We start from the raw sequence: 13,452 nt of genomic DNA on the forward strand, positions 1-13,452 counted from the left end.
GGTCAATCTAAGCTTAGAAGCTCAGGTTGATCGCGGTACCGATTGCGGTGCCGTCGATGTCGGTCGCGATCGAGTCGTTGCGGGTCTCACCGTAGATCAGGTAGGTCGTCCAGCTGACGCCCGGTCCCAGATCGCGGTTGGCCGCGAGCTTGTAGTACTCGTAATGGTCGTCGAAGCCGGCGCCATCGTTGATTTCACCGATGTAGGCTTCGAGGCCGAAGGTCCAGGGACCGGCGGCGTCGTATGCCACACCAACGCTGTAGCCTTCTTCGTCCAGGCCACCCGGGTTGTCATTTTCAGCATATGCTGCACCGAAAGTGAAGCCACTGAAGCCGACTTGGAAGCCGAGGCCCCAGGTTTCGGGATCGCCGCCAACACCTTGGTTGTCACCGGTGCCCCAGCGAGCGGCCAGAGTCAGGTCGGTGGTGCCGAAGGACTGGGTGTAGTTCACACCGATGTCGAAGATGTCGACGATACCGGCGTTACGGTTGACAGGCGCGATGTTTGCAGCGTTACCGGCCGCAGCGCCCGACGGTGCGTACGAGATACCAGCGGTGAAGCCCGAGAAGCTCGGCGTGTAGTAGCTGATACGTGCAACGTCGTTGTTGCCCGCAACTTCGGTGTAGGACGACAGACCGGCCTGACGGAAGTTACCACCGGCGAACGCGGGGGTGAACGGGATGAAGGCCGACGCGGAGGGCGAGTTGATCGCCATGGAACCGACTTGCGGTGCCGCAACCATCATCTTGTAGCCGACCGAGTTTTCGTAACCGGCTTCGATACGACCGAAGGTGTCGCTCTCGATGAACATGTACGACTCGTCGATACCATCGGTACCACCGCCGCCGTTCAGAGCTTCCATCTGAACGTTGATACCGAAGGTCATGCCGTTGTCCAGCGTGATGTTCGGGGTGAAGATGATTTCGGCGTTCGTGAACATCTGGATGCCGTCGAAGTCAGCTGCGCCGACACCGTTGCCACCCACGTCAGCGTACGCGATGTGCTGTTGGAAGAAACCACCCCAATCCAGGTTCCAGTCCTGGGCCGAGGCAGGGGCAGCAGCGACGCCGAGGGCGATTGCGCTGGTGCAGAGAAGTTGCTTTTTCAAGGTTATCCCTCCTTAAAGCAGGAAAGTTACAAGTTCCACCGCCCCCGATCCAGGACACGGCTTGGGAGGATGAATGCTGTAAATGCCCCCTCACTGTCAACGAACCGCCCCCCTTGCGCCGTGTTGTTGGACGCTCTGTGACGTATTTCACACACAGACCTTCCCGGCGCCGTCGGATTCCGCTGCAAAACCCCTAAAAGCTACGGTTTTAAAGGGGTTCGGCGCAACCGGGGGCTGCAAAACACAGGGCGTTGCCGCACCGTCGCGCAGGTCATTCGCGACTCGCCCGCCGCCCGATCGCGCGACTCGGCGCGCCATCGCGGCATTTCCGTCACACCCTGCCCCGCCCCCGTGCCACGCCGCCACCGTCGAGGCGGACCGCAGGGGCAAAAGAGGCCCGGAGCCTCCGCGGACACGCGCGGCACCTCAAAGCCCGCGCTCCTCCAGCACCTTGCGCGCGTGGCGAAAGCATTCCAGCCCCTGCGGCACCCCGCAATAAATCGCGACCACATGCACAATGGCCCGAATCTCTTCTTTCGTGACGCCGTTGTTCAGCGCGCCGCGGCAATGGATCTCGAACTCGTTCATCTTGCCCAGCGCCCCGATCATGCTCAGGTTCATCATGCTGCGGGTCTTGGCGTCGATCACCTCGTCGCCCCAGCCGAATCCCCAGCACCAGGCGGTCATCGCCTCCTGGAAGGGCCGCGTGAACTCATCCGCCGCCGCCAGGTTCTTTTCCACATACTCGGCCCCCAGCGTGGCCTTGCGCTGCTCCAGCCCTTTCAGGAACAGGTCTTCGTCGAACAGGCTCATGAGTTTTCCCTCCCTATTAGATGTCGATAGGGCGCAGGGCATAAAGGTCCTGCGCCGCGGTCCTGATCTTGTCATGATCGTATAGCCGCGTGCGCCAGTCTTCGGGAATGCCGGCATATCCATGGATGCGCCCGGCCAACTGCCCCACCACGGCGCCCACCGTGTCGGCATCCCCGCCCAGGTTCACGCCCGCCAGCACCACATCGCGGAACGTGTCGCCCTGCGTCAGCGCCCAGAAGGCCGCGTGCAAAGTGTGCACCACGTATCCGCTGGCCTCCTCGGGCGGTGCCTCGGGGCGCGGCAAAAGGCCTGCGTCCCCGGTCACCAGGAATTCGGCCATATTCGCCGCCGCCCGCTGGCACAGCGGGCTGGCGTGGGTCAGCCGACTCTGCAACCGCGCCACCGCCATGGCGCTTTCCTTTGAGGCGCCATAGGCGATCACCACGGGCGCAAGCCGCATGATTCCACCATTGCCGCTATGTTCATCCTCCACCGGCCCGGCATAGGGGTTTCCGGTCTGCTGGAACCGCGTCAGCGCCGCGTCGGTCTGGTTGCCGATGTCGAAACACACCCGTGTCGACGACAGGTACCCGTTGTCGCGCCAGTTCACGAATCGCCGCATCGCGTCCTCGGCGTCCCAGCCATTGGCCGAGCGCAGCATCTGCGCCAGGCACATCGCCATCGAGGTGTCGTCGGTCCACTTGCCGGGCGCCAGGTTGAACGGCCCGCCGCCCACCATATCCGTGATCGGCTCGAAACTGCCGCGCGCAAGAAACTCCATCGTCGTGCCCACCGCGTCGCCCACGGCCAGCCCCACCAGCATTCCGATGGCCTCGTCCTCGCTGAAGGGTTTCTGCATCATGATCCCGGCACCTCGTCATCGAACCGTCCAGCCTTGGCGCGCCGCAAGGCACCCGCCTCCTCGTCCGTGTCTTTTGAATCCAGCGCATCCAGCCTCAGGCCGGCATGTGCATATACGGGCCGTCCCGCCGCCGCCAATCCGCGCAACCGCGCGGCCATGGCCCGCTTGCGGTGCACCTGGTGCGGCTGAAACCCGTCATAGTCGCGCGGCGCATGATCGGCGCCGCGCACCAGGTCCCCTGCCGCGACCGCCGCGTCGAACAGCGCCTGACCCGCGGGCGAGCGCACGATGACGCCGTTGAACCCCTCGTCTTCACCCTCGGGCTCCGCTCCGGGCCAGATATCGGCCGCCGCCACATCCGCCGCCTCGCCAATCGCATCGGGACAAAGCTTGCAGCGGCTCTGGATCCGCCAGCCCGCCTCGTCCGCCCACATCTCGTTATAGGTCTTCTCGAAATGCCGTCCGTCCCGCGTCTCGATCCGGGTCGGCCCCGGGTTGCCATGCCCGCGATAGCGAAACAGCGTGAGGTCGTCCTCCGCCACACCCAGCTCGTCCAGCACCGCCTGCGACTTGCCCAGGTCCGACGCTCCGCCGCAGACCATGACAAGGACGGCCACCAGCAGGCTGTCCAGCCGCGCATCCGCCTTGGCCCGGGCCCGCACGGCGCACGCGTCGCAGGGCTTGGCGATGATCGCAAAGGGCTCGCTCCGCGCCAGCGCCGCCTCCAGCCCGGCCAGCGTATCGCTTGGGCCATAGCGCGACCCGGCCCTCTGCGCGACCTCTTCAGGCGTGTCGGACATCACCCAACGCGACCGCATCGGTCGCTCCGGGTCCGCGGCGCAATGCAGGACAAACGCGGCCTTGCCCGTGCGCAACAGATGCACGCCCAGCGCCGTCAGCACCCCGCCCGAGGCCGCGCGAAACCGTATGTCGGAGTCCCCGGCCCAGGCCTCGCCCATATGCGTATAGCTGCCCCAGACCGGATCTTCCTGGTCGCCTCTGGCCTCCGCCTCGGCCACCACCCCCGGACAGGCGGACAGGATCCCGGCGTCAGCCTCCGGATCCTCGGCGCCGACCGGCGCAGGCCGCAGACGTCCGTGCCGGTTCATCACCATGACCCAGCGTGCCGGGGCAAGCGCCTCGCACAGGCCGCACCCGATGCACAGGCCGGCCTCAACCACCTCGCACACGCTCTCTGCCTGTCGCGCCTGTGTCATGCGGCCTTCCTTTCGTTCCGGCTGTCGCGTATTGGTGACCCGCCCCGCCGCCATGCGCAAGCCCCTGCGCCCCGGCATTCAACCCAAGAGGCGCGTCATGACCATGACCTGCACGGCAACCGTGCTCATCGACGACACCCGCACCCGCGTCACCCGGTTCGACTTCGCGCCGGGTCAGCAGACCGGCTGGCACGTCCATGACCACGACTATGTCATCACCGCGATCACCGACTGCCACATGCACCTCGAAGAGCCCGGTGGCCAGACGCGCGAGACGGTCGTGCCCGCCGGCACCGCCTATGCCCGCGCACAGGGCGTGGAACACAACGTCATCAACGCCGGCGACGTCCCGATGAGCTTTGTCGAGGTCGAGCTCAAGTAATCTTGCGGCGCGCGGGCGCCCGATTCTTCGCAAGGCGATGAAATCCGACAAAACCTGCCCCAAACACGACACGCGTCGCTGCGTCCGCCATGCGCCGCTGCCCAGAGTTTTCGCTGCAACCCCGCGACAATTCGGCAGAATTTATTTCTTCAAAGGAAGTTTTTATTCACTGTGTTAATTTATTGTTGGCAAACAGCCCAACAATTAAGCATTCTGCCCTTATCCGGGCAGCCCAAAGGCAAAGCTCCGCCCGGACATCGGCCCCGTTCAAGAGCGGCCGGCAAATGAAAATAGGTGCACCCGGTCGGCGCGCTCCTCCTGTCGCCTTACGGGTCGCACCACACTGGGAGGACAGTAAATTGGATACCGATATCGGTGCACTGACGGTGATCTTCACCGAGTTCTATTATTGGGTGACCGTACCACTCATGTTCCTGATCCACGTCGGCTTCTGCATGTACGAGGTCGGCGCCAGCCGTCACAAGAACCACATGCATACCGTGATGAAGAACACCATGCTCATGCCGCTGGTGACCATCACCTTCTTCTTCTTCGGATGGTGGATCTACTTCGCCTTCCCCAACGGCCCCGGCATCACCGGCGGCCTCACGCAATCCGACAACGCCGTGCCCTGGTCCGAACTGATGGGCACGCACCTGGGTGGCCCCGGACCGGCGCTCGAAAGCGCGCAGGGCTACGGCGCCGAACTGGGCAACGGCTTCTGGAACCGCCTGAACGGTGTGTTCTGGGCGGCCTTCCTGCTGTTCAGCTGGACTGCCGCCTCGATCGTGTCGGGCGCCACAATCGAACGCATCCGGCCCACCGCCTTCTGGATCCTGGCCGTGGTCATCGGCTCGGGCACCTGGATCATCGACGCGGCCTGGGGCTGGCACCCGGATGGCTGGATGGTCACCCAGCTTGGCTATCACGATGCCTATGCCTCGGGGGTGATCCACGCCATCGCGGGCGGCTTCGCGCTCGGCGTGATTGTCGTGCTGGGACCGCGGATCGGCAAGTTCGCCCCCGACGGAACACCGCGCAACATCAACCCGCACAACAAGTGGCTGGTGACGATCGGGCTCTTCCTGATCTATTGCGGCTTCTGGGGCTTCTACGTGGCCTGCAACGTGCCGATCATCGACCATGGCACGCTGGGCGGGGCGGAAGGTGTGGTGAACTTCACCGCCACCACGATCTACCTCACGCCCACCACCCTGTCGGCCATCGTGTTCAACTTCCTGATGTCGCTGTCGGGCGGGCTTCTGGCAGGCTACGTGGTGTCCAGGGGCGAAGCGTTCTGGACCTACTCCGCTGGCCTTGCCGGCGTTATCACCGCCTCTGCGGGCAACGACCTCTACCATCCGATCCAGGCAATGCTGATCGGCGCCGTAGGGGCGGTCTGCGCCTACAAGCTCCACTTCTGGGTCGAGCGTCGCTTCAAGATCGACGATCCGGTGGGCGCGGTGGCCGTGCACGGCTACGCGGGCTTCATCGGCCTGGTGATCTGCGGCTTCATGCTCTGGGGCCATCCCGCCACGGCGGCCTACCATGAAACCGTCGCGGTCATCACGCCCTGGGGCCAGTTCGCAGGCGCGGTCATCATGTTCGGCGTACTGGGCTTTCTGCCCGCCTATATCGTGTCCAAGATCCTGATGGGCCTGGGCATGTTGCGGGTGCCCCCCGCGGTCGAACTCGTCGGACTGGATATGTCCGAGGAGATCGCCGAGGAAATGGATGCCATAGAGGTGTCCGAAGCCGACATCGCCGAGGCCAAGCGCCTTGGCCTGCTGACTTGAGGAGGGTCACGATATGTCAACGACAGCTGTAGAAACCTGGGCAGGCGCGGACCTGTCCCAGATCGGCCCGATCTATCCCATGGTCGGCACCGAGATTGTCCTCGTGATCGTCGGCGTCCTGTTCTGGCTTGCGTTCCACGTCCTGCAAGCCAGGATCGAACGCCGCGAACTCGACGCCGACGAGGCGGCGGCCCGCAGTCAAGAGCGCATCAGCCGGGTCTTTGAGGACGAGGCGCGGGAATAAGACCTCTTCCGCGCGCCTTGAACGCCGGTCTTCGGGCCGGCGTTCCTTGTTTCAGGCGCAGGACATACCGGCCTTGCACCCGGCCCTATGGACACGCCTGCGGCCCTCTGCCACTGATCTCGCCATGACCGTCCAGACCCCCATGCCCGAGGATATTCGGAACCGCACCCTCGGGCTGGCCGCCGCCGTGGGCGTGCTGGTGATCTGGTCGGGCTTCATCGTGTTTTCGCGCGCGGGGGTCCAGACGGCGCTGACCCCCGGCGACATCACGGCCCTGCGCTTCATGGTGACGGGCGTGCTGATGGCGCCTTTCGCCTGGGCGTGGTGGCCGCGCCACCTTGGCCCGGTGCCAATCGTGCTGATCGTGCTCTGCGGCTCCGGGGCGCTTTACGCGATGCTGGTCTACATGGGACTGCGCCACACCTCCGCGGCCTATGCAGGGGTCTTCACCAACGGCGCCCTGCCCTTCTTCACCGTGCTGCTGGTGACCGCCTTCACCGGCGCGCTGCCCAACCGCCTGCAACTGGTCAGCCTGGTGATCGTCACGGTCGGCGCAGTGCTGGTCGCCGTCACCGGCATCCGCAGCACCGGCGAAGGCGCGGCGCTGGGGATCGTCTTCTTCCTGACCGCCGCCGCGATCCAGTCGGTCTATATCTTCGGCGTGCGCCGCTGGCGGCTGACCCCGCGCCAGGCTCTGGTGACGATCAACATCCCCAACGCGCTGGTCTTCCTGCCGCTGTGGTATTTCTTCCTGCCCTCGGGCCTCGCGCAGGCCGATACCGGCACGATCCTCTTTCAGGCCGCCTACCAGGGGCTTGGCCCCGGCATTCTTGCCATGGTCTGCTTTGCGCTCGCCGCAAACCACCTTGGCCCCACGCATACCGCCGGCTTTTCCGCCGCCGTCCCGGCCTCGGCGGCACTGCTGGCCATCCCCGTGCTGTCGGAAATCCCCGGCCCGCTGGAATGGGCCGGCATCGCGCTGGTGACCATCGGCCTTCTCATGCTGGTCCGCGCTCGCGACACCTGAGGCTCGTGCCCCCGGCCCGGTGCGTCAGGGACAGCCGAACGGCACAAAGGTGCTCGCCATCCCTTCGTTCATCGTCATCTTCAGCAAGGTGTCGGCCAGCCGCCACTCCTCGTCGGTCATCGGGCAGATCTCGGCCCGACCGGCGCAGCCGTCGTCGATGAACTTCTGGTTGTCCGTCAGGAACTCCATCCGCAGCCCCTCCGGCCCGTGCAACGTGATGGCATCGCGCACCGACGCCTCGTAAAGGCTGCATTTCCGTGCCGTCCAACCACTTTCCTGCCGGTCCGTGGCGGACGCAGGCCCTTCCCCGAACGCTCCGGTTGCCGCCACCATGACGATCACCGACACCGCGCACGCCAGCGACATGCCTCTACTATCCATCGAAACTCTGCCCCGCCCTCGCTTTCCGCAAGGCTACGCCGACTGCGTGGACGCGGCCACTCTCGCCAAAGATGTGTGGCAAGAAACCGCTTACACGCGAAAGCCGTGTCACGCCCCTATCGCCGCCGGGCCTGCCAGGCCTCCGCCCGGTCCACCCAGTGGCGGTAAACCAAATCCGCCGCCTTCAGGAAATGCGGCTTGTCGAACAGGTGCAGCATATGTCGCGGAAGGTGCGTTTTCGCATAGGCCGTCTCGGACCGCGCGTCGCCCACGGCCAGCCACCCCGCCTTGGCCCCCAGGTAGGGCGCCATCACCGTTCCCGACCCGCTGAAGCCCATGGCGAAACTGATACCGTCACGCAGCCCCACATGCGGCATCTGCGCGAAACTGAACCCGGTATAGCCGCTCCAGACATGGCTCAGCTTCGCCTCGGCCAGTTCGGGCCAGATCTCGACCATCGTCTGCCGCTGCCGCTCCGCCGCGACCGCCAAGGGTATGTTCCGCATCGCCGCCCGCCCGCCAAAGAGGATGCGCTTGCCGTCCGGCGAAATGCGGAAATAGCTGTGCCGCGCGCGGGTCTCGACCATCATCCGCCGCCCCGGCGCCAGGTGCCCGATCAGGTTCTCCGGCAACTCCTCGGTGGCAATGATGAAACTCGGCAGCGGGAACACCCGCTTCAAATGCCAGGCGAAGGGCCGCGTGGTATAGCCATTGGTCGCCAGAACCACCTTCTCGGCCCGGATGCGCCCCTTGGACGTACGCGCCACATGCCGCGCGCCCTCGCGCTCCATCGCCTCGACGCGGGCGTGGCTGACCACCGGCACGCCCCGCCGGCGCACCGCGTCCAGCATCCCGCGATGATACTTCGCCGGATGCAGCGCGCCATGTTCGGGAAACAGGATACCGCCGTGATAAAGCCGCGTGTCGATCTCGCGCCCCAGCGCCGCGCGCTCCAGCAGTTCGACCTTCACCCGGCTCTTGGCGCGCACCTTTTCCGCCAGCCGCTTCTGCCCCTCGAAATGCGATGCCGTATAGGCCAGCTGCACCCGCCCGGTCTGCTGGAAGTCACACTCGATCTTCTCATGGTCGATGAACCCACGCGCCCAATCCAGCGCCGGGGCCGCCTCGGCCAACAGCGCGTCCGCCACCTCGGCACCGAAGGCCGCCGCCATCTTGTCCCAGCTCAGGCGCGGATGCGCGCCCACCATCCCGCCATTGCGGCTCGACGCGCCTTCCCCCGGCACGCCCGCCTCGACCACGACCACCTTCGCGCCGCTGTCATGGGCAGCAATCGCTGCCGACAACCCGGTATATCCCGCGCCGATCACCAGAACGTCGCAATGATCCGGCAGACCGTCCTCGGTGGCCTCGGGCGCCGCCGCCTCCCACCACCACGGACGGCCCGGGTCCGCCTCTCCTGTCCATTGGGTCATGATCACGCTCCTTGTTCCGAACCCAGATTGCGCGCCGGTTGCCTGCGGTCAAGCCGCATTGCCGACAGCCCGCATCCCATTGCCGAACGCGCCCGAGATTTCAGCGCACGACCTGCAACAGCACCAGCGCCGCGTCCGGCCCCGCGACCGGCACCAGACCCTCGGCCCGCTCCCCGGCCGCCAGCCGCGTGGCAAAGGATGTCCCGTCGCCGTATCGCGCATCGCGGCACAACAGCAGATAGTCCGCGCCCGTGCGCGCCAGCGCCGCGCGCAGCACCGCCGCGTTCCCGTCGAACGGCACCGCGCCGTTGGCAATCGCGTCGGCGCTGCGATGATACGGCCCCGCCAGCGCGGCATGATGCGTCAGCAGCAGCAAAGGCGGGCCGTAACTGCTCGAACTCAGGATCACCCCTTCCGGGACCGTGTTCAAACTGCGCAAGAGATCGGGCTTTCGGCACGCATCCGCATCCACCATCCGCGCATCCGATGTGGTCATCGCGGCCCCCGCGCCACCACCGCCTGTCAGAGCGCCGTAAAGCGTCGGCAGCATCAGCGTCAGACCCGCCGCAACAAACGCCGGCCCCGCGCCAAGTCGCCCGAACCGGCCTTCCCGTCCCGCCGCCAGCAGCATCGCGACCACCGCGCCCATCAGCATCGGCAGCGCCGCCGCGCCCATCAGCACCAGCCGGATCTGAAACAGCGCCCCGATCACGCCCAGCCAGCCGAACAGCAACAGCACACCCAGCCGCGCCCGCGCCGCGCCCCCATCACCGCGCCACGTCTGCCATCCCCAGACCGCGCTGCCCACCAAAACCGCCATCGCCGCCGGAACGACAAATCGAAAACCCAGCCCATTGGCCGCCCAAAGATATGCCAAGGCAGGCCGCGCCTCGATGATCCGCCCGGTGATCAGGTCCTGCACCTCCTGCGGCAGGCTGTCATAAGGTCCGGCGGTGCACGGCCCGATCAGCGGGCTCAACGCCGCGAGACCCACAACCGACAACGCCACCAGCACGCCGACCCTCAGCGCCACACCGGACAACCTCGGCGCCAGCACGACCACCGCCAGGCAAATCCCCGCGCCCACCCAGGCCAGCGCCAGGTACGGAACCGACAGCTCGTCACAGCGCGACACCAGCCACTCCGCCGGCGCCGTCTGCCCCATGAACAAAAGCGTCGCCCCTCCCGCCAGCGCCAGGCTGAACCCCGCCAGCTGCCGCCCCGCGCCGGGGCGCAACCCCACCACGCGCCCCGCCAGAACCAACCCGGCCAGCGCGATCGTCACCATCGTCTCCAGCCCCACCGCCAGCGACAGCGCGGCGGCCAGCCCCCCGGCCACGCCCAGTCGCGCGCGCGGCGCCGGCCACAGTACGGTGATCAGCATCAGCGTCGTCAGCAGGATCTGCACATTGTGATGGTCGATCCGCGCCGGCGCGAAATAGGTCAGGCCCGTCGGCGGCCACAGCAGCACCGCCACCACCGCGATCAGCCCCGCCATGCTGCCGAACAGCCGCCGCGCCGCCAGCCCCGTTGCGCCGATCAGCGCCACGAACAGCAGCGTCGGCCACACCACCAGCGCCACCGCCATCGCCTGCGCGTCTGCCATCACCAGTGACAGCGGCCAGATCACCGCTGCGATCCCCAGGTCCACGTAGCGAGACCAGTGCATCTCCAGCCCCTCGGGCGGCAGCATCCGGTACTGCACCGTGTCGTACCACCCCTGCCCGGCCAGCCAGTCGCGCACCATAAGAAACCGCATGATGTCGTCATTGTCCGACACTGCCAGCGTGTCCACCGGCGTCAGCCCCGTCGCCACGGCGCGAAACACGACCATGCCGACCGCCAGCAACAGCACGATGGCAAACAGCCTGCTCTCTCTCGCCGTGTCCTGCATCGCCCGGCCCTCTTTTCTCGTTCGTTGGGGTCACTAACCCGACATTCCCGCAACCGCGCAAGCCTTAATGGCACATGGTCCGCAACACCGCGCGCCGGTGTTTCCCCTGCGCCAGCCGATTGTTTCGAATAACCCCGTAACTCCGCAGATTTGCCGCATTTTGGCCCGCTTCCCCGGCTTTTCTGGACCAAACCCAGATTGCAAGAGCGCCGCCCCATGTCCGTCCTGTTCCCCAGCCAGTTCAACGCCACATCGCAGACCACCGATGCCGCGGCCCTGCGCGTGGCGGTGCTGATCCCCTGCTACAACGAGGCCGCGGCCATCGGCTCCGTGGTCCGCGACTTCCGCGCGGCCCTGCCCCAGGCGCAGATCTACGTCTACGACAACAATTCCTCCGACGGCACCGCCGAGGTCGCCGCCCGCGCCGGCGCCATCGTCCGCCGCGAGCCGCGCCAGGGCAAGGGCCACGTGGTGCGCCGCATGTTCGCCGATATCGAGGCCGACGTCTTTGTCATGGTCGACGGCGACGACACCTACGACGCCGCCGCCGCGCCGGCCATGGTGGCACGGCTGGCCGACGAAGGCCTCGATCTGGTCAACGGCGTGCGAGTCGCGCGCAGCGACACCGCTTATCGCCCCGGTCATAAGCTGGGCAACCAAGTGCTCTCGGGCCTCGTGCGCACCATCTTCGGGCGCGGCAGCAGCGATATGCTTTCGGGCTTCCGGGTGTTCTCGCGCCGCTTCGTCAAAACCTTCCCGATGATGTCGCGCGGCTTCGAGATCGAGACCGAGTTGACCGTCCACGCGCTGGAACTCGACATGCCCACCGCCGAGGTGCCGGGCCGGTTCAAAGACCGCCCCGAAGGCTCGGAAAGCAAGCTCAACAGCATCCGAGACGGGGTCCGCATCCTGCGCACCATCACCCGGCTTCTGAAACAGGAACGTCCCCTGCTGGTCTTCTCGACCCTCGCGGCCGCCTTCGCCGTCACCGCGCTTGCGCTCGCCGCGCCGGTCTTCGCCGAATATTTCGCCACCGGCCTCGTGCCGCGCCTGCCCACCGCCGTTCTGTCGGCCAGCCTGATGATCCTGGCGTTCCTGTCGGGTGCCGTGGGTCTGATCCTCGACACCGTCACCCGCGGCCGGCAGGAAGCCAAGCGGATGCAATACCTGTCCGTGCCCGGCGTGCTGGCGACGCGCACCGACACCGCAGGGGCCGCCCCGCCGCCGATGCCCCGGGCGCGATGACCAGACCGGCTAATACCTTTCCCAGGTTCCTCGCCGTCGGCAGCGTCGGCTTCGTCATCGACGCGGGCCTGCTGTGGGCACTGATGACGCTGGGCGGGGATCCGTACCTTTCCCGCGGCCTCAGCTTTGGCATGGCCATGTCCGTGACCTGGGCGCTCAACCGCCGCTGGACCTTCCGGGGCGCCCGCCGCACAGCGATGCACCGCGAATACGCCGCCTACGCGCTGGTCCAGGGCCTTGGCATCGCCAACAATTTCGCCGTCTACGCGCTGATGCTCATGATCCTCGGCACCGGCCCGGGCATGGCGGTCCTCGCGCTGGCCTGCGGCTCCGGCGTGGCGCTGGCCGCCAACTATCTCGGCCTGAAGCACGCGGTGTTCCGCCCCGTCGCGCCCCACCGGACCTGATTCACGCCCACAGCGCGCACGCACCGGACGCACCTGACAACATGTCACAGGCCGCCCGCGGTACGTGAAGGGCCACGTCTCCCCCAGTTTTTGCACACATCGGCATACATCCGCCGGATATCGCCGAACTCTAGACTGCGGAAATCGCTGGACAATTCATGCGGGAGTAAATTTATTTACACTCTTTGCCGGCGAATCGGGAAAGTATTTACAGATAAAAGCCAATGATACCAACGGCTAAGTGTAAATTTTTACGAAACGTTTTATAACGCCGCCAATGCGCGAATTGATCTATACCTCGAAGTCGAGGACCATCACTTGCGGAGGAGGAGACACATGACAAAACAACCCGAAACAGGTGCGTCCACGTACCCGCCCAGTGCCGATTTCGTGGCGCACGCCCATGTCGACGCGGCCAAGTATGACGAGATGTACGCGGCCTCGATCAAGGACCCCGAGGCGTTCTGGGGCGATCACGGCAAGCGCATCGACTGGATCAAGCCCTACTCCAAGGTCAAGGACGTCGATTACACCTACGGCAACGTCTCCATCAAGTGGTTCGAGGACGGCACGCTCAACGTCGCCGCCAATTGCATCGACCGGCACTTGGCCGACCGCGCCGACCAGACCGCCATCATCTGGG

At 66.0% G+C, this 13,452-nt stretch carries 14 protein-coding genes; 7 read left to right on the forward strand and 7 right to left on the reverse strand.

Going from position 1 to position 13,452, the window contains the following annotated elements:
* Positions 1–13: 13 nt before the first annotated feature.
* The 4 genes from XM53_RS12430 to XM53_RS12445 form a co-directional block, all read right to left on the reverse strand.
* Positions 14–1,108 carry a porin gene (locus XM53_RS12430; protein WP_057793786.1) on the reverse strand — a complete coding sequence of 365 codons (1,095 nt, stop codon included), beginning with the start codon at positions 1,106–1,108 and terminating at the stop codon, positions 14–16.
* Between the two features lie 426 nt (positions 1,109–1,534).
* Complete coding sequence (locus tag XM53_RS12435; RefSeq protein ID WP_057793788.1) at positions 1,535–1,921, reverse strand: carboxymuconolactone decarboxylase family protein; 387 nt, start codon at positions 1,919–1,921, stop codon at positions 1,535–1,537.
* A gap of 16 nt (positions 1,922–1,937) precedes the next feature.
* On the reverse strand, positions 1,938–2,783 hold the full coding sequence (locus tag XM53_RS12440) for an ADP-ribosylglycohydrolase family protein (protein WP_057793790.1): 846 nt from the start codon (positions 2,781–2,783) through the stop codon (positions 1,938–1,940).
* The gene (locus XM53_RS12445) at positions 2,780–4,000 is read right to left on the reverse strand and encodes a Coenzyme F420 hydrogenase/dehydrogenase, beta subunit C-terminal domain (protein WP_057793792.1); all 1,221 of its coding nucleotides are present in this window, start codon (positions 3,998–4,000) and stop codon (positions 2,780–2,782) included. Before XM53_RS12445 ends, XM53_RS12440 begins: the two co-directional genes overlap by 4 nt.
* Before the next feature lie 97 nt (positions 4,001–4,097).
* Between XM53_RS12445 and XM53_RS12450 the strand changes: the two genes are divergently transcribed.
* The 4 genes from XM53_RS12450 (at position 4,098) to XM53_RS12465 (ending at position 7,449) form a co-directional block, all read left to right on the forward strand.
* The gene (locus tag XM53_RS12450) at positions 4,098–4,382 is read left to right on the forward strand and encodes a cupin domain-containing protein (RefSeq protein ID WP_057793794.1); all 285 of its coding nucleotides are present in this window, start codon (positions 4,098–4,100) and stop codon (positions 4,380–4,382) included.
* A gap of 359 nt (positions 4,383–4,741) precedes the next feature.
* Positions 4,742–6,178, forward strand: a complete 1,437-nt coding sequence (locus tag XM53_RS12455; protein ID WP_057793796.1) for an ammonium transporter — start codon at positions 4,742–4,744, stop codon at positions 6,176–6,178.
* Positions 6,179–6,191: 13 nt separating this feature from the next.
* Positions 6,192–6,422: a hypothetical protein gene (locus XM53_RS12460; RefSeq protein WP_057793798.1), complete on the forward strand. Its 231-nt coding sequence runs from the start codon at positions 6,192–6,194 to the stop codon at positions 6,420–6,422.
* A gap of 124 nt (positions 6,423–6,546) precedes the next feature.
* A complete protein-coding gene (locus XM53_RS12465; RefSeq protein WP_057793800.1) occupies positions 6,547–7,449 on the forward strand; it encodes a DMT family transporter in 903 nt (300 codons plus the stop codon).
* Between the two features lie 24 nt (positions 7,450–7,473).
* On the opposite strand, the gene XM53_RS12470 is transcribed toward XM53_RS12465, so the two are convergent.
* From XM53_RS12470 to XM53_RS12480, 3 genes are all read right to left on the reverse strand, one after another.
* Positions 7,474–7,815, reverse strand: coding sequence for a hypothetical protein (locus tag XM53_RS12470; RefSeq protein WP_057793802.1), 342 nt, complete (start codon positions 7,813–7,815; stop codon positions 7,474–7,476).
* Between the two features lie 131 nt (positions 7,816–7,946).
* Positions 7,947–9,263: an NAD(P)/FAD-dependent oxidoreductase gene (locus tag XM53_RS12475; protein WP_057793804.1), complete on the reverse strand. Its 1,317-nt coding sequence runs from the start codon at positions 9,261–9,263 to the stop codon at positions 7,947–7,949.
* A 100-nt stretch (positions 9,264–9,363) separates the two neighbouring features.
* Entirely contained in the window at positions 9,364–11,157 is a 1,794-nt protein-coding gene (locus XM53_RS12480) for a hypothetical protein (RefSeq protein WP_057793806.1), read from the reverse strand.
* Positions 11,158–11,373: 216 nt separating this feature from the next.
* On the opposite strand from XM53_RS12480, the gene XM53_RS12485 reads away from it, so the two are divergent.
* The 3 genes from XM53_RS12485 to XM53_RS12495 all read left to right on the forward strand — a co-directional run.
* Positions 11,374–12,402 (forward strand): glycosyltransferase family 2 protein, encoded by a 1,029-nt coding sequence (locus XM53_RS12485; protein ID WP_057793808.1) that lies wholly within the window; start codon positions 11,374–11,376, stop codon positions 12,400–12,402.
* Positions 12,399–12,809: a GtrA family protein gene (locus XM53_RS12490; RefSeq protein ID WP_057793810.1), complete on the forward strand. Its 411-nt coding sequence runs from the start codon at positions 12,399–12,401 to the stop codon at positions 12,807–12,809. Before XM53_RS12485 ends, XM53_RS12490 begins: the two co-directional genes overlap by 4 nt.
* A gap of 336 nt (positions 12,810–13,145) precedes the next feature.
* On the forward strand, positions 13,146–13,452 hold a 307-nt coding region (locus XM53_RS12495; protein ID WP_328586673.1), incomplete at its 3' end, for an acetyl-coenzyme A synthetase N-terminal domain-containing protein.

This window comes from Roseovarius atlanticus (assembly GCF_001441615.1).
GTDB lineage: Bacteria > Pseudomonadota > Alphaproteobacteria > Rhodobacterales > Rhodobacteraceae > Roseovarius > Roseovarius atlanticus.

Bases quoted from the DNA above. Each gene is read 5' to 3' on its own strand.
- XM53_RS12460 (WP_057793798.1), top strand. From the start codon at position 6,192: ATGTCAACGACAGCTGTAGAAACCTGGGCAGGCGCGGACCTGTCCCAG.
- XM53_RS12445 (WP_057793792.1), bottom strand. From the start codon at position 4,000: ATGACACAGGCGCGACAGGCAGAGAGCGTGTGCGAGGTGGTTGAGGCC.
- XM53_RS12470 (WP_057793802.1), bottom strand. From the start codon at position 7,815: ATGTCGCTGGCGTGCGCGGTGTCGGTGATCGTCATGGTGGCGGCAACC.
- XM53_RS12475 (WP_057793804.1), bottom strand. From the start codon at position 9,263: ATGACCCAATGGACAGGAGAGGCGGACCCGGGCCGTCCGTGGTGGTGG.
- XM53_RS12440 (WP_057793790.1), bottom strand. From the start codon at position 2,783: ATGATGCAGAAACCCTTCAGCGAGGACGAGGCCATCGGAATGCTGGTG.
- XM53_RS12450 (WP_057793794.1), top strand. From the start codon at position 4,098: ATGACCATGACCTGCACGGCAACCGTGCTCATCGACGACACCCGCACC.
- XM53_RS12465 (WP_057793800.1), top strand. From the start codon at position 6,547: ATGACCGTCCAGACCCCCATGCCCGAGGATATTCGGAACCGCACCCTC.
- XM53_RS12480 (WP_057793806.1), bottom strand. From the start codon at position 11,157: ATGCAGGACACGGCGAGAGAGAGCAGGCTGTTTGCCATCGTGCTGTTG.
- XM53_RS12490 (WP_057793810.1), top strand. From the start codon at position 12,399: ATGACCAGACCGGCTAATACCTTTCCCAGGTTCCTCGCCGTCGGCAGC.
- XM53_RS12435 (WP_057793788.1), bottom strand. From the start codon at position 1,921: ATGAGCCTGTTCGACGAAGACCTGTTCCTGAAAGGGCTGGAGCAGCGC.
- XM53_RS12485 (WP_057793808.1), top strand. From the start codon at position 11,374: ATGTCCGTCCTGTTCCCCAGCCAGTTCAACGCCACATCGCAGACCACC.